A 17,682-nucleotide genomic window follows, 5' to 3' on the forward strand; every position below is an offset into this window, starting at 1 on the left:
TGGCGGGCCGGCGTTACACAATGAGAATCAGGCCGGAGTGGACGGCCAAGTTGGTGAATTCAGCGTGAGATCCATGCGATTCACCGCTACTCGGTATTGCTTCCAGCTTTGAAGCTGGGCGGTTTCATTTGACGTTGCGCTACCAAGATCGACAGCATCCTGCAGCGGAGCAATGCTTAGAGCAGCTTGAGCGAGCAGGTAGTTTTTGATCGAGGTGTTCGTCGCAAGAATCTCGGCCGGCGAGGGAGCCGGAACCGGCTCAGGTTCTGGCTGAGTAAATACGCCATCGGCATAGGTCCAGCCAATGCTTGCCCCGCCCAACTCGACTGCCATGTAGCCATCTGGAGGACTCCAGCCTGAGTTCTCGTCACCACTCCAGAGGATCGTGTTCTCTACAATCCAGGTTCCCACATTGATAACTGCATAATCGTTCATGCTGATCACCATTCAATAACTACCAGGCCTGGAGCGCCGGCACCGCCAACATTACCGGATGAGGTTGCGGATCCTGCATATGCGCCGGACGCGCCAGACCCACCTGAGCCATACCCACCACCAGCGACGCCAGCCAAGCTGTTGTTTGGCAACCCACGTCTTCCAGCCCCGCCGCCGCCAAATGGGCACGAAGCGCCCATTCCACTGGTGGATGTGATTGCGGTTGTGCAATCTGGTCCGTCTGACCCTTGCGGATAACCGGATCCTCCAGCCCCACCGGCGTAAGAAGAGCTGAATGGACCAGCTCCGCCGGCCGCCCCCCCGCCACCGCCTGTAAGCGTCACCAGCGCCCCAACTAACGTAGCGCCACCGGCCCCACCACTTCCCGCAATTGCAGCGCCTGTGCCGCCACTACCGATTGTGATGGCGATAACTTGTCCTGGTGTTACGGCGTATGCCTGTCGGATGATTGATTGACCCGCTCCGCCGCCACCGCCACCAGCCGAAATGTTACCTGTTGCACCAATGTTAAAAGTGCCGCCACCACCCCCGCCTCCTGCGCACCCGCTCACGTAAATCTGAGTGACGCCAGCCGGTACAGTGAACGACCCGCTCGACGTGAAGCGAGAAAGCCCCTTAAGCCCGCCGAAAAGCTGTCCAAATTGAACAGCCTGCTGGCTCTTGGTAGCTGGGGCCACTTGCTGAGGTGCCCCTGTGCAGAACAGCAGCACATAGGAGCCGCCACCGACCGAGGCATTCCACTGGATCCAGGCAATTCCGTTGGCGATGATTTCATTGCCCTGAAGCGCAGAATGAGCGCCGCCGACGAGCGCCACCGTGCCGAGACCATCGTTGATGGTGCAAGCCCCGGGGTTCGCATTGGCGGCCTTGAAGCGGATTGGCGTGCTTTCGTTACGAACGGTTATGGCTGGCGTGAAATTGCAGACGTAGGCACCAGCAGCCCCCGTATCTGTCGCGTATTCGCCCTGGCTTGCTGCATCCCGCAGGGGGGCATCCAGCGGCCCCATGTCGAGCCATGCGGAGTTGGCACTGTTTCGCTGTTTAAGCCGACCAGTACCTGTATCCCCCCATACCTGGCACGGAAAGGTCGGGCTTGGCGCCGACGCTCCGCTGCTCTGCGATGCAAGTGCCTGCAATGCAGCATTCGCATCGTTTCGGAACACCAGCCCCGACGCATTATCCAGCGTCATATCATGTTGCGACATAAGTCAGTATCCCTTTGAGATGTAGTCAATCGAGCGGCCTGACTGGGCGACCCCACTGGAATTGCGGATGAACACCGTGAAGCCCGTTGCGGTCTTGGCGGACACATCGAAGTAGTCACCTGGTAACAGGCTTTGAGCGGTCAGGCTGACGGCTGGAGATGCATTGAATGGCGGCGTGTATGTGATGGTCAGGCCGCCAGCTGGAACCGGAATGTCATTCCCGCTCTCAATGCGATCAGGCATGTCGATCACCACTTCCAGCTTGGTGACGTCGATCCAGTTCGTGGTCAACTGCACAGATCCGCGCAGCTGAAAGTCGAACTGCCGGGCGCGATAGTCGCCGACCACGAAGGGCTTCCAAGCCGACCACACTGCAGGCGATACGTCCGATGTCCGCACCCACAGCGATAGCGAAGCACCGTTTGGTGGATCGCCATCAATGCCAATCAACGAATCGAAGTCCACGACTGTGTCTATGTAGGTGCCGTCGTCATACAGCGCCGCCTCGACGTCCGCCGTCAGGCGGCAGTCATAGACATAGCCGAGGTCAGTTGGTGCGATAAAGCTGTAAGTCGACGACAGCGTCGACCCGCCGAACTTGTCGAACTCGCCGAGCAATGCATCGATGTTTGTTACATCATCGACAAGGCCAGCGCCGGTCATCTTCAGCACACCACCGGCAGCCGCTGCATTGAACGTGACACCAGTGAACGCAGGCGACTCGGCAATGACCACAACCACGTTGGTTGGCAACGGCACCTGAGCATCCGACCAGACCTCTGTCACCGGACCACCGACTCCAGAGGAGTCCACCGCGCGGGCGAGGTACTTCCCTGGCAGCAACGAGACCACGGATGAAGTCGAGCGCCCCGCCACTTCGGTCAGCGGCAAGGCCGCATCCCAGTTCGACGAGGTGTTGCGCGAGTGCCTGATGTTGATACTGCCGCCCAGCTTCACATCCAACTCAGGAGCAGGCTCCCAAGCCAGCGTGGCGACGCTGTTGATCACGTCCAGCCGCAACCCAATCAGTGCAGAGGGTGGCGCCAGTAGCGCCTGCGCAGAGTAGGTCTGAAGAGAGGCTTTACCGGATAGCCCAAGTACCGACTTGGGCGTAACGCGAACCGACCACAGACCAGAAGACGCCGAATCAAAATCAATAGTTGGTGTCGCGATCTCTGCCACGTACTCCCAGTTGCCACCAGGCTTCATGACTTCGACCTGATAGCGCATGGCGCGCGCCGGCGGCGTCCAGCTGACCGTCAATCTGGCGGCCGCCAGCCCGGTACCAGTGTCGTACAGCGACTCCGCAAACGTCAGTTGACCAACCGCTTCAGGCTTGCCGAGGTTGACGATGCTCGTCGGGTTATCAACATCCGGCGTGCCGAATTCAATCTCGTCGAATTTGTCCGGATCGAAAGCCACGGCGCTGATTGCATAGGTCCCGTCGTCGCCTTCACTGATGCCGATGACACGAAACTTCTGTGTCTCCAGTGACGGAGTCGAAAAGATCCATGGAGCGGAAGCCAGTGGAGCGGAAGCCAGCGGCGGCGATACAGTGATCGATGTCGCACCGGCCCCCACGGTGACGGCAGCACTCGCATACGTACCGTTGGGCATCACAACGCCGACCAAGCCCGCCCCGGCCAGGCCGATGGGTGCGTCAAGCAGCAACAACGAAGCGGTGCTGCCAGCCAGAAGCCGGCCACCGTTACGGGCGCCGGCTCTGTTGGCATCCGCGATGTCGATGATGTCGCCCGGCAGCGGGATCGCACCATCGGCACCGACGGCAAACGTGACCGCCTCGCTTTCGGCATACAGCAGCCAGCGGCCCAAGCGACGAGCCTGGCCACGAGATGTGCAGCCGATGGCCACTACGTCGCTTTGCTGGATGCGCGACCACTTCGCGATCAGGTCGGGGCGTTCAACAATCTCGACTGACTGCTTGTACTGCTGCAGCGGATCATTCCAGGTGACGGCCGCGACGTTGTAGCGCTGGTCAGAGGCAACAGACTGGTAGCTGAACTCACCGCCGACCACGTTCGAGTTGTTGAACAGATATCGGCTTGAGCGCGGGGCATCCTGTACCGCAGTCAGCGTTCCGCCAGCCCAGAAACAAATGGACCGGAAGACCGACACCATGTCGTTGACCAGCTTCCAGGCATCCTGCTGGACAGTCAGCGCTATGTTGCAGCTAAACCGTGGCTCAAGGCCGCCGTACCCGTCGGGCACCAATGCATCACAATACTGTGCGATGGCATAGAGCGCGTATTTGTCGATGAGCGTGGAATCAAGCAGCCCGCCAAGCCCATAGCGGGTGTTGGTGAGCATGTCGTACCAAACCCACGCCGGATTGTCCGTCCACGCGCGTTGGAACGATCCATCCCACGATCCCGTGTAAATACGGGTGTTGGGATCGTAGTTGCTCGGGATCAGCACTTTCATTCCACCGACCATGAAAGCCATGCGCGGAATGCTGGAAAACTGCTGAGCATCAATCGAAACGCCGACGAGAGCAGTATTCGGGTAACGCAGCCTTTCGTCCCAGAGCAGGGTGAAGCTGTCGAAAAAAGTGCGATTCTGGATGGCTGCGCTGGTGGCGTCGATAGTCAGCCGGGTAAGTCGGATGTACCGCGGCAGACCGCCAGATGGCGGCAAGCGCAGATAATATGAGCACTGCGTGCGGCTCATCGTCTTGCCGCTGATGGTGATGTCGTCGCACATCCCAAACCAGGCGCCTGCACCGAGCTTGCCCTCGACGCGGAACGCCGCGCTGGAACCGTTGGTATCGCCGTTCTGAATGTTCTGTTCTGAAAGTTGCGGAACGCTGACAGTGATCCGCACCGCATCGACATCTGTATCCGTAATCGCTCTCTCCAGCGCGACGTTGAACTTCATCTCAACGCCAACCGACTGCTCAGCCTCAAGCCCGGTAATGGGCAGATAGGACTGCCACTGGGTGCCGATACGGGAATCAACACTGACGTCGGAAAAGTTGTAACTGCCGTCAGCGTTTTGCAACGGGACGTCATCAAAGAAGATGCCCTGTAGCCCACCGAGATAGCCCAGGATCTCCCCTTCGCAAATTGCGTGCAGCACTCGCACATGCTGACGCGAGCGAAGGCTATCCGGGGCCTCAACGGCGGAACGCGCAGATCCACCGCCACCACCTTTCCCGCCACCACCGCCGCTACCGGTAATCAATTCGCTCATGCGGGTATCGTCTCCGCCCAGGTGCCGATTGCTACAACGCTGGAACCGACCAGCATCTTTCCGTAGATGACAGGCACAGGAAGGCCCTGCTGCGTTGAGTTGAAGGCGCCGTTGAAGAGGTAGCTGGGCTTGTTTTCAGTGCCGGCTTGGTCTTCTTGATTGCCAGCTTTTGGCGTTGGAGACAGCATCTGAATAACACCGCCGATCGTCATAGCGATGCCCATTTGGATCATTGGTACGCCTATCCATCCCTGACCGAAAGCGGAGGCTACCGCGCCAGCAACAATCAGAACAACGCCAACGATGGTCTGGAATAGCCCGCCTCGTTTGCTGCCGGAGATGACAGGAACAATGCGAATCTCCGTCGTCCCGCTCAGCGTGAATCTGTCTTCGGCGACGTTCTCGCGGTTGCGGAAAATCGCGTAACGCAGACCGCGCCGGGCCGAGTCGCGGATGAAATCGGCGAACCCATCGATTGTGTGCTGCAGTGCACTGAATGCTTCGCGGGTAGTTCCGGTTTCGAGTAAGCGAAAATGCTCGCGCCCGAAGGCCTGTGCCAGGCAGCCGGAGAGCAGAATGCGTGTCATAGCTTTGTCGTTTGGGGCATTCATACTTTTCTCCGGGCATAAAAAAACCGCCCGGAGGCGGTTGGTTTGTTCTGCCCTTGTTGCAGGCAGTGATTAAGTGACTCGGTTATAGGCTGGTCGGCCTGACGTCAAGCCCCGCTTCGGGGGCCGAGAAAACGCGGAAGTATTTCTCTTGGCCTTGCTTCAAAATCGTCTCTGTTTCGGTACGTTTTTCATTCAATGGCCCACACAGGCCCGCTCCCTCTAGCGCGGCGCCTACAACCCACTCCCCTGGAGGAAGTATGAAAGTCGCCTTTTCCTCCGGGGCAAGTTTCGCCGCTCGCTCACCATTGAGGAAGATGGTGGCGTAGCAGCCGCTGCCCATAAAGCCGCTATCTCGGATCACTGTCAGCGCCCCAGAGCCCTCCAATGCAACTTGATAAGCCAGCACTCGATCGGCCGGTGCTTTTATAGCTTGCGCCGACGGAACTGGCGAAGTTGCACATCCTGCCAGTGCAACCACGGCGAGAATGGTGAGAACTGTGCGCATAGTGAGTCTCCATGTGTTTTGGCGACTCTACCAAGGAAATTGCACACAGATACAGGGGCTATCGTGTGTAGCGCATGATGTGCGTTGTGCACTCCCGGTACGCGCGGCCGTACACCTCGCGGCAACTCAGCCGACCGTAGAGGTGATGAAGTACGACGTCACCCTCGAGCCAGATCGCGCCGTGGCAAGGTGTCGGGCTGCCAATCGCCATGACAATCAAGTCGCCTTGCTGCGGTGAATCGACAGGAACGAAACCTGTCCTGGCGAAGTTGTCGACATACAGGTTCTCCCCGTTGTGCCACCAGTCGTCCTTGCGGTGGAAGTCGGGCAATACAATGCCCAGTTCCTGACGGTAGTAGTCCCGAACCAGGGTGTAGCAGTCGATCACGCCGTGAACGAACACTCGCCCTTCCAGCGGCATCTCGCCGGTGGCCGGCATTTCGTGCCAAGTCGCAGCACCGTCCTTCAGTCCGACAATCCACCATGCCATGCGGCTGGCCGCGTGACTGGCAATGTCGTGCAGGCTGGGTTCGGGCCCGGCGTCAGGGTGCGAATGCACAACAACGATGATATCGCCCATGTCCTCTGCCACGACGTAGTCTTCCGGGTGCAGGATAAAGCGGTCTGCCTCTTCCGACTGGTTGCGGCACGGTACATACGACGACTTGCCGCGCACGCTGATGACGAGGCCCACAGCTTCACGCGGGTATTCAGCGCGAGCATGCGCCTCGGCATCCGCCCGACATTTATTGAACAGCTCGCTCATGATCAAAGTCTCGGAACGCGGGCAATGCCCGGGAAGCCGCCAAAGGGAAGCTCGCCATTCTCGCCAAAGCGCAACTTGCATCCCCGTAGCGTGCGGCTGCACTGGTCTTTGGCTGGATCGCCGGTGGGGTTGTTGGCGTAATCGGCGACCGGGCCACCCGCATAACCGCATTCGCCAGACCGGTAGGCCCACAAGCAAGTGCCGGCCACCACCTGGCGGCGCGGAAGCTTGACGCCCTGAAGGTCAAGCGGCGAGCCAAGTTCAAACTCGATAGCTGCCGGGGTTTCATTGGCCTTTCGCGTGATGATCCACGTTTCAACCGGATATTCCTCAGCCGGATTGGCCGTAGGGTTGCCGTCGGTGAAGTTCACCGCATCCAGGTATTTGACCAGCGTGCGGCGGCGCTTGAGTTTCACCGAAAGCAGGTCTTCGTACTCCCGGCACAGGGCTGATATGGTGCCGCCGAAGTTGCCGACCTGAAGCTTTGGTCGGGCCGGCGATCCCTGACTGGGCGTAGCAAATTCAGTGGCATTGATCGGCCAGGGCGTATAGACGTTATCTTGCCATACCACTGAGGCCAGCAACTGGTTGGTTCCAGCGTGAAAGCGAATCGTCTGGTCAGGCAGCACCAGCTCGAAACCCTCCCAGATCGACATGCCGTTGGCGAGCGCGAGTTGACCTTGAAGGGCGCTCATTCGAACACCTCCTCAAAGGTCGCGGCCAGGCCATCAACGCCAAGTGCAATGTTGGTGCGTGTCCACTCACGGCAAACAAAAACCCCGATCGCTTGACCGGGGTGCGTGTAGTTGAAGGCTTCGACGGCGCCTCTGGCGGAAAGGAAGGCATCAATCTCATCGATGCCTGCCGTCTCACGCTTGAACGTCAGCGAGAACTTGCGCGGCAGCCGGTTGATGCCGGAAGCCTGCCGCTGCTCGTAGCCGTCACCGAACTTGATGACCTTGACGACCGGAGCGACAGCCTTCGAGGCATCATAGGCGGCCTTCCAGGTGAATATCTGCATGAATACTCCTTAGGTGAGTTGTCCGCCGTTACGGCGAGCAAGTGCGATTTCCTGCCTCGTTACCACCTTGATAGCCTCAGCCAGGCGCGCCGGGTCCGGCATAGCGCCTCCTCCGTCAGTGGCGTCGACAGTGACGCTGATATTGATCTGGCTCGAGCTTCCGCCACGCACACCCAGTCGACCTTGCGAGTCGCGCGCCAACGGCACAATCGCCTCGGGCCCAGCCTCACCCATCACACCGGTCTTGCCGTTGGCCATGCCAAAAGCAGTCGGCGTACTGACGATGTTATTGGTGAAGGCGCCGCCATTGGCGAACATCTGCACGCCGCCAGACCATGCTCCGCCATTGGCTTGGGCAGCAGCCCAATTCGAGAAGTCAGTGCCGGTGTACCCGGCCTGCGTCGAGCCGGCCGACGTCGTACCGCCGCCGAAGTACGAGCTTGCGGCGGTGGCTGCCAAGCCGAATAGTCCGCTGAGCGCTGAAGAGCTTGCCTGCCTTGCCGCAATTCGAGCCATGTCGGCCAAGACTGACTTGGCAAAGTCGGAGAACGATAGCTTCCCGGTCATGGCGAAGTTGACGATCGAGTCTTCCATCGAGCTGAAGGCGTTGGTAAACAGATTTCGAGTTTGGCCGGCAATGTCTCGCGCCGAATCCAGGTAATTGGCCCAGGCCGATGTCGCGCCCTTGGTCCAGTCACCCTGCGCTGCTTCGACATCGGCATAGTTCTGCCGGATCTGGTCGGTCGCCGCCTTGTTCGCGTCTGCGAGGGCTTGTGACTTCTGCTTGAACTCTTCCGGGTCCATGTTTCTGGATGGATCGGAGCGCTGGTTTTCCAGTTCCAGGGACTGTTGCGCGAATCGGTCTTGCTGACTGTTCAGCTCGCCTGACAGCGCGTTCTGCCGATCGCCTTGACCGACGCCATTCACCGCGCGCTGACCTGCAAGGGCCAGAGCCTTCTGTTGCTGACCGAGCGCGGCAACGTACTGATCAATCGCGTACCGCTGCTTGTCGAGTCTTCCTTTCTCGGCAGTGGCCAGTACCTCCTGTTGGCTGTCGGCATCCTTCTGAGCCTTGACCATGGCTGTCCGTGCGTCAGAAATCTTCTGGTCGAGCTGAATGCGCTGCGCTGCCGTGGTGCTGGACTGGTTCTTCACAACCTCCAGTGCCGCGATCTCGGCCTCGTACGCCGCGGTAACCTCGTCCCGTTCGTTGCCGATCAGGCCATCTCGCTTTTGTGCATACTCGGCCTGGGAGATGAGCCCGACTTTCTGTTCGGCATCCAGCTTTTTCTGAGCGTTGCTGTACTCGGCAACAATTGCCGTGAGCTGGTTTTTGGCATCGTTGAAACCGGTTAGATCGACGCTGCCTGCTGCTACGGCGGGATCCTTGTTCTTATCCTTGATGTTTTGGATCGTCTTGGCCACGTAATCTGGCTTAACGAGCGGGCTATCCGGGTTTGCCTTGCGTAGATCGTCGACAGACCGCTGATACTCCTTGATGAGTTTGTTGCGCTTCTCGGCATTGGTGAGGTTTGAATCGCTGATGACCTTCAGCTTCCGCTCAGCCTCAATCCCTTCCTGCTGAATGCGAGCCTGATCGCTGTCAAACTTCGCGTTGTCCTTCTGGGCCATCTGCTTGTCTTGCAGCAGGTTCAACTCATCCTGCAGGGCCTCCATTCGCTGCTTCGCATCACCATCCTCATATCCTGTTCCCAAGGTTGATTGCAGGTAGGCCAGCTTCTGGGTGATCTCGGTGATTCGTAGCAGATCATCCTGATCACGACCGACATTTTTCAGTGCGTCCAGCGTCTTGGCCGTTTCACCTCGAATCGCGAGCCATGCTCTTTCAACAAGCCCAAGGTTCTGAATGATCTCGCCAGCTCGTCCCTTCACTGCATCTGCATAACTGTCGGTCAGCAGCTTGGTGGCGCCGATCTCATTACCCTGATCTTTCAGGGCTACGATCTGCGCATACACCGAAGCGGTCAGGAAGTGGTACTGATCGTTCAGCAACTTCGCAGCAGCCACCGGGTCATCGGCAATCTTGACGAACTCCGCTACCGTCGCGTCGACAGACTTTCCGGTGGCCTTCTCCATTGCTAGGGCAGCTTGGGAAATCTCAACAAAACTACCGCTTGCCATCTTTCCGTTGCCCGCCAGAGTCGCCAGGACTTCTGCTGCAGCACCGGTGGTACCCACTGTTGCGCTGATCTGCCGCGCCATTTCGGCGAGCTGACCAGCATTGGTGCCGGCGTAGTTACCAGTAAGGATTAAGGACTTGTTGTACTCCTCGGCCTCCTTACTACCTTGGTAATAGGCATTGGTAAGCAAGGCGAGTGCGCCCCCGGCCAAGGCAATAGGCCCGGCGATTGCCGCGAATCCGATTGCAGCACTACCGGCACCAGCCCCCAACTGAGCCACGGCGCGCACACCGCTACCCCAGTCGCCAGAAGACAGTGCATTACCAAGCTGAACGACGTTTTCCTGCGCCTGGCGGGTGCCGAGCTTCAGTTTGTCGAATGCCGTCTCTGTCGCGGTGAGCCCTGCCCGGTCCTTGCCAATCTTGGCCAACGCCTCGGTGTATCGATTTGCATCGACCACGCCTGCCTTGTGAGCAGCCTCAAGTGCCTTTTCCTGCGCCTCCAGCTTGGCCAGCTTGGCCGTCACCGGATCGATACCGTTGACCGTGCGCTTCAGTGCTTCGATCTGGCGGTTTTCCGCATCGATCAGGCGCTGCTTCTGCGCGACTTCCTTCGCCTCAGCTTTATCGATCTTGTCGTAAGCCTTGCCGAGTCGATCCTGATAGGCCTCCTGCTGCTCAATCGTGACCAGGCCACCCTTGCGGGCGCGTTCAAGTAGTACTTCCGCCTGGGTCAGTTGCTCAATGCTGCCGATGTTGCCGGACATCGCCTTGTCGAGCTGCCTGATGATGGCGATTTCGCTGGTAGCGCTTGCGCCTGACTTTCGTCTTGCCTCGGACTGACGCTGCGTGGAGCCCGTCGATTTGTCGATCTCCTGAGCGACTTCACGCTCTGCCTGAACGATCTTCTTGCCAGTATCGGCCAGTTCGGAGCCAGTTTTTCCGAGATCGTCGATCGCCTTTTCGGCATCAACGGCCGAATCGACCAGCTTGTCCAAATCGTCAGCAGCCTTGACCGCTTGCGACGAGTTGACCTCGATGCCTAGGGACGCGAAGTTGGTGCTCATTTACTGTCCCTCTGTTCCGCCATCACCCGCAGGGCTTCGGCTTCCATGATGCGGATATCCGGAAAAATATCCGTGGCCTGGGCCCGGGTTAAACCGAGAAAGCCAGCGACATCGCGAATTGACGTGTAGTCCAGACCCGTAGCGCCGCATGCGCCTGTACGCCACTGGGTGCTCAGCGCTTCGAAGAGAAGGAACGCCAGCCAGTTATCCGGCCAAATCTCGACCTCATCGCCATAGTCCTCGGCAGAAAAGCCGAAGGCATCTTGCCCCTTGACGGTCGGCTGATAGAGAACGCATGCGGCGCTGGTCAGTTTCCCAGGCGCGCCTTGTTGAATGCCTCGGAGTAGGCCGCCAGCACCGCGCTTGGTGTGGCACTGATCGAGCTGACCAGAAGGCGTAGGTTTTCGTCGGTGAAGTCTTCGTCGACATCCCAGCCGGCGACGATTGCCTTGAGCTGTTCCACCTGAAGATCAATCAGCAAGGCAGTGAATTGCTCCAGCCCCACCTCTTCGGATTTTTCCCCCAAGGCCTTATGCCGCTCTCCCCACCCGGCATAAAGGGTCGCCAGTTCGGCGCGGTCGCGATACTTGAACTCGAACTGCACCTTCACAGGCTCGCCACCGACCGTAGGAAGCATCACGTCAGCTTTGAAGGTGGGGTTTTGGATCAGTTTGAACTTGGCCATGAATCCCCCTTACGCGGCGTAGCGAATGAATTTTGCGACCACGGCAAACACGGCAGTGACTGCCATGATGTTGTTCTTGGTCAGCGACGGCACATTGTCGAACGAAGCAAACGCGTTGTAGGCGATGACACCCCCAGAGGCGAGGTTCACGCGGACCGCTCGCGGCAGCTTGTCGTCGTCGGCTTCCAGCAACACGTTTTTGTGTGGAAGGGACGGGTCATCCGCCATGGTCAGCGTGAACGACAGCGCCGATTTCGACGTTGGAATCTGGTGCTCATCGTCCTCCTCGAGGAACGAGTAAGTGACGTTTTGCTGCTCGCCACCGGACTTGCTCGACTCCGTGACCTGGCTGATAGGCACCCAGGCCAGAATCTTGCGAACCGATCCGCCGCCCGCGCCAGCGATGAAGCGTGCCGCATGGAGCGTGTTGACCGACTCAAGCACGAACGAATCAGCAGTCGCGGTCTTTACGCGAACAACACGGTTGTTCAGGCGAGCCCAGCCGGAAGTGACTTCAACTAAGTCGCCTGCCTCCAGATCGTGGCCAGCCGACGACACAACGGCTTCAGAGGCGTTGGTGATCGCAGTAAAAATGATCGGCGCGTCATACGAAGCCGCGATACTGACAGTCGAGCCATTGGGTAGAAAAACGCTCATAGGGTTTCCTCTTTTCAGAAATGACAAAACCCGCTCGATGGCGGGTTCTGGGTTTGCCCAACGGGCGAATTTTCGTACTACTCGACTTCCATGTTGCTCCGGAATTCATCAAGCGGAAGGCCTGACTTAGAGCCGACAACTACTCCGGTCAGCCCACAGCCCGGACAGCAGGCATGCTTCTCCTGATGCCATTTCAGAATTTCAGAAGGCGTCAGCCACAGGCCGCAAGCGGTACAGAGACAGCGTTCGCTGGTCGCTATCTCTTCACGGTTATCCCAACTATGGTTTTCTGCCCACTCCCCCAATATCTGGAGTCGCTGCTTCCTACTCTCATCCACCTTTGAGCCCCTTCTGTCTTCGATGATGGAATATTACTCCCCCACAGATCAGTTGGTGTCGGCTCGGTACTGGAAGGAAACCGGCACGGTAAAGGTCGTATCGTCTGGAATGCCGGGGCCTGGGTCGACTGGCGTCATGGTCACCACGGTCAGTGCGCCCTTCGTGTTCCGTTCGTACAGCGGGAACAACGCGGCGATCTGGTCAGCCAGTGCACCGGCCGCCCAGCGATACTTGCCCGAGGACGTCACGATGCTGACCTGAAATACGCCGGTGTACAGCTTGTGGTCGCCGCCGAGCGTGTTGCTTGCGGTGTCGCCCGGCAGCGTGAAGGCCTTCAGGTAGGTGATGCCGTCCACGGGCGTGTAAGCCTCGTTCTCGACGACAACCTTCAGCGGTACCGGCAACGCTTTCGCCCAGTTGATCAGCTTGGCCTCGTAGATCGAGGCAATGAGGTTATGGCTCATACCTGGTTGTTCCTGATGGCTTCGTTAACTATCTGCTGAAAACGGGCCAGGGTGATTCGAACCATTCCGCCGGGAGCTTGCTTGGAGTAGCCGTATTCGAGCGGCACGGCATACGGCAGATTGTTCACAATGTACGCGGTCTGGCCGATGGTCAGCGCCTGCACCTGGGTCATGAGCACCGCAACCGACACGTTGCCCGATGGGTCGATCTGATCAAGCACGCCGTCGGCCGGAGTATCGATAGAGAACTGCCAGTTCCCGCGGAATCTCCCGCCGACGTAGTCCTTGCCGGCGACCAGACCGTTCACGTTGAAGTTCTGGTCGCGCTCAGTTTTGGTCAGGGGCTTGGCGTACTTCACGCCGCGCTTCAGCTTGCCGGCCTTGGTGAAATTGCTGTCGGTCAGATTGATGACCGTATTACGCACGGCCACCTTGAAATCATAGGCATCAGCCGCTGCGGTGTTGGCCTGGCGATGGGCGACGTTGGCCGTCCAGATTTCAGGATTGCCCACCGGCGACATGCGGATAACGCTGCTGCCAATCTCGATCACGATTTCGCGGAACGTGGCGTCGAGCCCTGACTTTGCCTGCTCAGCAAATTGGCGGATGTTCTCGGCGAAGCTACCGTTGAGGTCCGCATACTTGCTCATGATCGAACCTGCAGCTCGTACAGGATCGGCGTTCCAGCCGGGTTGATCTCTTTCAGCGGCGGAACGATTGACCAGGTGCGGCCTTGAACGACGACCTTGTTCAGCAAGTCAGGCACCCACGCCAGACCCCGCGCGGCGATCTTGAGCTTCTTGTCGCCCTGCTTGATGAGGCTGTTGTTCTGGAACTCTTGGCCGGTGAAGTCGAGCAGGATGCCTTGGGCGATCTGCTCTTTGGTGCTGTCGGGCGGCGCGGTACCGGCATCGGGATCGTATTCGCCGACGGTTGTTGCGCGGATGATCACCGGCTGGCCGAACTCTGTGATCATCTCCAGAGCCATCACGGCCATTTCGTCGTAGAAGGCCATGGTGGCTCCAGATGTGAAAAGCCCAGCGCGATGGCTGGGCAGTTTGAATTACAGCTTGAGCGGTACGCTTCGAGCCGTCGCTTTCTTCTCTGGGAACAACTCCCTCCGCTCGTTGAGTAGCAAGGTTGCGAATTTTGCGGCCTTCGAAGCCGCCAGCGCATTTGGCTCGCTTCCTATGGCAACAAGCGAGGACAGAGCAGCGCTGGCGTATGCATCCCAAGCGTCTTTCTCATCCTGAGTCGGGTGTTTTCTAACTATCTGATGCTCTGCCATATCGACCTCCTTTTTGATGGAGCAGCCAGCGTACGCTCGATTATGCCCGCACAGCAAACAACCCACGTTTCTGTAGGTAGTCGGCAAACTGGGTGGCGCTCGGGCGATCCGGTGCCGCGGGCAACAGCCGGCCGCTGGTATTGGAAATCGTCGCGTACTCGCGAGTTACCGCGCCTTCGACACGCTCCAGGGTGATTGCCCCTTTGCGCTTCTCCACCGGATCGATATCGTCAGTATGGATCTCGGCAGCCAAGGCCATCTGGCCGTACTGGATGCGGGCCGGCAGGTAGTTGTCGGGCTTGATCTGGCAGTCCAGCTCAACCCCTCGGCGCGGCCAGGCCAAAGCCTGATCGCTGTCCATCTTGCGTCCCTTCCAAGTCATGCCATCCATCGCCAAGGCGGACCGGCGAAGCAGTGCTTCTTGCGCTGGCTCGTCCGCAGGGATGGTCACACCGAACTTCACGGCGTACATGACCAGGTCTGCGGCACTCGCGTAGCTTTCGGCATTTGGCTTGCCGGTGCCGTCCTCGATGATAAGCATGTGTCAGTCCTGTTCTTTGAGCAGTTTCAGCAGGGTCGGCAGATCGGCTTTATCGTCGAACGTAACGTTCGCCCCGGACAATGCGCCTTTGACCTGATCGAGAGTGAACTTGTCGCGAGGGTCCGCTTCTGGCCTGTTTGCCTTCTCACGATATTCGGCCTTCAGTTTAGCCTTTGGCGGCTTCTCGACTTCACCGCCACGGTCTTCCGTCACGTTGGCATCGATGATGATCAGACCTGCCTTCTTGGCGATCGCCTTCACGTCATCTTCATAGCGGTGGAACGGTCCCGGCAGATACCAGATGTTGTTGTCAGTCATCACTGTCACTCCGCTGGGCCAGGGCATTATGCCCCGGCTCAGTCATTGAATGGTTACTTGGAGGCGTCGCCGATCAGGGCCACACCGGCGGTGTCCTTGATGCTGGCTGCGGTCTTGTCCCAGTTGGTGCCAGTCGCAAGCGCGGCGCTGGATGGAGACTTGCCGCCGTTCGCCACATCCCAGGTGTAGCCCTTGATCCCGAGGCCAAAGGTGTAGTCCACCTGAATGGTCGTGGTGATGCGCTCGTTACCGTTGTTGGTCTGCACGTTCGAGATGATGTCTCGGTTGTCGTGCACCAGAGCGGCACCAGCTGCCAGACCCAGGATGATTTCCTTGTTCGGCGTACCGGCCTGAGCGAGAGCTGGCGCATCGGTGACGATCGAGGTCTTGCCGAGGATGTCGACGACGCGAACGTTGCCGGCCTGGAACAGGTTGTTCGGGTTGGCGAGGCCTTGGCCGACCAGTTTGTGCCAGGTGGTGCCCTGCATGACTTGAGCAACCAGGTTCTGGCTTGCGTCACCGAATTTTGCGTGCGCGCTGTTCAGGCCGGACTGGGTGATGCCGGCGGTAGCCGACACATCGTTGACCGCAGCAGCTTGTGCAGTGATGGCCGCCACCAGCGCAGCGATCGCCGTATTGAGCTGATCTTTCAGCAGCACTTCGGCGAACGCGCGGCTCGCAACTTCAACGCCCTGTGCAGTTGGACGCTGCAGCCAGGTCATTTGCGACGGCTCATAGCGAATCGGACCGAAACCACCGGCCACTTTCACAGTGGTGTCTTGCAGTTCGGTCAGGTCAACCGGCGTCACCGCGGCGTTGGCACCGTAGCGGTTCACGCGACGCTGAGCAGCACCCAGGTTCTGGAAGAACGACTCTTGCAAGAAGTCGCCGGTGAAGCCGTTCGGCGACAGCACAATCGCGCCATTGCTGGCGGCGTTGAACGCTTCCAGCATTTGATCCAGCGTCTCGAGAGTCGCCGGCATGATGTAATCGTTGAAAACCTGCATTTGAGACAGGGACATAGGTCAAATCCTTAATTTAGGGGGAGATCAGAGAACCGGGCCGCGATTGCCGCCGTGCGCTCCGCTTTGGTACCGCCGATGTTTCCTTTCGCGGCCCCGCCGCCACCTCCAGCACCGCCGGCCCCGCCGCCAGATGCCTTGCTACCCGCGATCAATGGCGCGAACGCCACGTCGTTTGCGAATTCTGCTTTCAGCTCATCCAGCGTTGCCGCCGAGAGCTTGCCCTGCTGGTCGAGCACGACCACAACAGGCTTCCCGTCACGCTGCTCGACGCTCAAACGGCGTTCGATATGTGGCAACAAGGCTTTGGCACTGCCTGGGATTGCCAGGGCTGACGCGATATCAGTAGCAGTACGACCGACAGTCAGATCCCGGATCTGAGTGCTCAGCGTTCCACGCTCCTGCTCCAGCATGCCGTTCAGCTCAGCTTCACGGCGGGTGTACTTTTCAGACCAGGAACGTTCGAGCTCTTCGACGTTGCCGGTCTTGCGAGCGGCTTCTTCACGCTCACGCTGCGCCTGCTCTTCCGCCTCACGCTTCAAGCGCTTGGCCTCCTTGGTTTCATCAAGGAGTGTTTGCAGCTGGCTTTTCAATCCCGAAACGTCTTCGGGTTGTGGCAGACCTTCAATGCCGAGTACGAACTTGCCGTCCTTCTCGGTGTAAAGAGCACGCACGGTTTCGTCGACACCATCCAGGCTGTCCAGTTGAAATTTCAGCATTGGTTGTCTCCCAGAGACGAGGATGCAGGCCCTGCCTGCGGGCATAAAAAAACCCCAGCATTGGCTGGGGTTGATGGAGGTGAACGGAGCTTAGGTCTTCGGAAGCAGGTAATTCCGGTCGGGGTCGTAATCGCCGAAGGTCGTTTCAACCGACAACTTATCCGTGTTAGCCATCAGGTCAACTCCGGCGAATCTTTGAATTTCGTGTTGAAACAGATTTAAGTCAAAGGTCTTCATCTCTTTATAAGAAATGCGTGAATTCAACTGCTTGACGTCGCTCTTCGACATCCAGTATGTCGCGTCATCAAACTCAAAGAATATGTCCGTCACGAAAGCTGGATGTCTTGAAAGGCAGGTTACGTCTACCCGAATCGCCCCATATTCGGCGTAGACAACAACTTCAAGCTCTTCCTCATTCTCTTCTTCCTGTTTCCTGTACAGGTAGAGAGTTGTTCCTACTGCAGCCAGCGCCCCAGCCCCAGAAACCCACCCGCCCAATGCAGAGAACATAGGGATAAACACGTCCTTGAAGTCCACGCCATTCATCGTGGAGCCTGTAGCAGCACCCGCGCCGAATCCTAGGATTGCAGCGGTAGACGATAACACCAGGCAAATCACTGGCCAGTAGCTCATCTCGGTTCCTTGTCCGCGTAATCCCAAAGGCGGCA

Annotated in this window: 21 protein-coding genes; all 21 read right to left on the reverse strand. The window is 58.6% G+C overall.

What is annotated here, in order from left to right:
* Positions 1–27: 27 nt before the first annotated feature.
* Positions 28–435 carry a tail fiber assembly protein gene (locus PMI21_RS29255; RefSeq protein ID WP_086776273.1) on the reverse strand — a complete coding sequence of 136 codons (408 nt, stop codon included), beginning with the start codon at positions 433–435 and terminating at the stop codon, positions 28–30.
* A gap of 5 nt (positions 436–440) precedes the next feature.
* On the reverse strand, positions 441–1,661 hold the full coding sequence (locus tag PMI21_RS30270; protein ID WP_007941803.1) for a glycine-rich domain-containing protein: 1,221 nt from the start codon (positions 1,659–1,661) through the stop codon (positions 441–443).
* Between the two features lie 3 nt (positions 1,662–1,664).
* Positions 1,665–4,871, reverse strand: coding sequence for a host specificity protein J (locus PMI21_RS01605; protein ID WP_007941804.1), 3,207 nt, complete (start codon positions 4,869–4,871; stop codon positions 1,665–1,667).
* Positions 4,868–5,482: a tail assembly protein gene (locus PMI21_RS01600; protein WP_007941805.1), complete on the reverse strand. Its 615-nt coding sequence runs from the start codon at positions 5,480–5,482 to the stop codon at positions 4,868–4,870. Before PMI21_RS01600 ends, PMI21_RS01605 begins: the two co-directional genes overlap by 4 nt.
* Positions 5,483–5,564: 82 nt before the next feature.
* Positions 5,565–5,987, reverse strand: a complete 423-nt coding sequence (locus PMI21_RS01595) for a hypothetical protein (RefSeq protein ID WP_007941806.1) — start codon at positions 5,985–5,987, stop codon at positions 5,565–5,567.
* Positions 5,988–6,045: 58 nt separating this feature from the next.
* Positions 6,046–6,753 (reverse strand): C40 family peptidase, encoded by a 708-nt coding sequence (locus PMI21_RS01590; protein ID WP_007941807.1) that lies wholly within the window; start codon positions 6,751–6,753, stop codon positions 6,046–6,048.
* Between the two features lie 2 nt (positions 6,754–6,755).
* The gene (locus PMI21_RS01585) at positions 6,756–7,448 is read right to left on the reverse strand and encodes a phage minor tail protein L (RefSeq protein WP_007941808.1); all 693 of its coding nucleotides are present in this window, start codon (positions 7,446–7,448) and stop codon (positions 6,756–6,758) included.
* On the reverse strand, positions 7,445–7,774 hold the full coding sequence (locus PMI21_RS01580) for a phage tail protein (protein ID WP_007941810.1): 330 nt from the start codon (positions 7,772–7,774) through the stop codon (positions 7,445–7,447). The genes PMI21_RS01585 and PMI21_RS01580 overlap by 4 nt, the downstream gene beginning before the upstream one ends.
* A gap of 9 nt (positions 7,775–7,783) precedes the next feature.
* Positions 7,784–10,981, reverse strand: coding sequence for a phage tail tape measure protein (locus PMI21_RS01575; protein WP_007941811.1), 3,198 nt, complete (start codon positions 10,979–10,981; stop codon positions 7,784–7,786).
* Positions 10,978–11,292 (reverse strand): DUF1799 domain-containing protein, encoded by a 315-nt coding sequence (locus PMI21_RS29260; RefSeq protein WP_033064268.1) that lies wholly within the window; start codon positions 11,290–11,292, stop codon positions 10,978–10,980. Before PMI21_RS29260 ends, PMI21_RS01575 begins: the two co-directional genes overlap by 4 nt.
* Positions 11,289–11,666 carry a phage tail assembly chaperone gene (locus PMI21_RS01570; protein WP_007941812.1) on the reverse strand — a complete coding sequence of 126 codons (378 nt, stop codon included), beginning with the start codon at positions 11,664–11,666 and terminating at the stop codon, positions 11,289–11,291. The genes PMI21_RS29260 and PMI21_RS01570 overlap by 4 nt, the downstream gene beginning before the upstream one ends.
* A gap of 9 nt (positions 11,667–11,675) precedes the next feature.
* On the reverse strand, positions 11,676–12,350 hold the full coding sequence (locus PMI21_RS01565; protein ID WP_238541246.1) for a phage tail protein: 675 nt from the start codon (positions 12,348–12,350) through the stop codon (positions 11,676–11,678).
* A gap of 359 nt (positions 12,351–12,709) precedes the next feature.
* Positions 12,710–13,126, reverse strand: a complete 417-nt coding sequence (locus PMI21_RS01560) for a phage tail terminator-like protein (protein ID WP_007941814.1) — start codon at positions 13,124–13,126, stop codon at positions 12,710–12,712.
* Positions 13,123–13,776 (reverse strand): hypothetical protein, encoded by a 654-nt coding sequence (locus tag PMI21_RS01555; protein WP_007941815.1) that lies wholly within the window; start codon positions 13,774–13,776, stop codon positions 13,123–13,125. Before PMI21_RS01555 ends, PMI21_RS01560 begins: the two co-directional genes overlap by 4 nt.
* Positions 13,773–14,141: a hypothetical protein gene (locus PMI21_RS01550; RefSeq protein ID WP_007941816.1), complete on the reverse strand. Its 369-nt coding sequence runs from the start codon at positions 14,139–14,141 to the stop codon at positions 13,773–13,775. Before PMI21_RS01550 ends, PMI21_RS01555 begins: the two co-directional genes overlap by 4 nt.
* A 48-nt stretch (positions 14,142–14,189) precedes the next feature.
* Positions 14,190–14,414: a hypothetical protein gene (locus PMI21_RS01545; protein WP_007941817.1), complete on the reverse strand. Its 225-nt coding sequence runs from the start codon at positions 14,412–14,414 to the stop codon at positions 14,190–14,192.
* Positions 14,415–14,454: 40 nt separating this feature from the next.
* The gene (locus PMI21_RS01540) at positions 14,455–14,955 is read right to left on the reverse strand and encodes a DnaT-like ssDNA-binding protein (protein ID WP_007941818.1); all 501 of its coding nucleotides are present in this window, start codon (positions 14,953–14,955) and stop codon (positions 14,455–14,457) included.
* Positions 14,956–14,958: 3 nt separating this feature from the next.
* Positions 14,959–15,273 (reverse strand): hypothetical protein, encoded by a 315-nt coding sequence (locus PMI21_RS01535; RefSeq protein WP_007941819.1) that lies wholly within the window; start codon positions 15,271–15,273, stop codon positions 14,959–14,961.
* Between the two features lie 53 nt (positions 15,274–15,326).
* A complete protein-coding gene (locus tag PMI21_RS01530) occupies positions 15,327–16,295 on the reverse strand; it encodes a major capsid protein (protein ID WP_007941820.1) in 969 nt (322 codons plus the stop codon).
* A gap of 11 nt (positions 16,296–16,306) precedes the next feature.
* Complete coding sequence (locus PMI21_RS01525; protein WP_007941821.1) at positions 16,307–17,014, reverse strand: hypothetical protein; 708 nt, start codon at positions 17,012–17,014, stop codon at positions 16,307–16,309.
* A 90-nt stretch (positions 17,015–17,104) separates the two neighbouring features.
* Positions 17,105–17,647: a hypothetical protein gene (locus PMI21_RS01520; RefSeq protein ID WP_007941822.1), complete on the reverse strand. Its 543-nt coding sequence runs from the start codon at positions 17,645–17,647 to the stop codon at positions 17,105–17,107.
* Between the last annotated feature and the right edge of the window lie 35 nt (positions 17,648–17,682).

Source organism: Pseudomonas sp. GM18 (assembly GCF_000282195.1).
In the GTDB taxonomy this organism is placed as follows: Bacteria; Pseudomonadota; Gammaproteobacteria; order Pseudomonadales; family Pseudomonadaceae; genus Aquipseudomonas.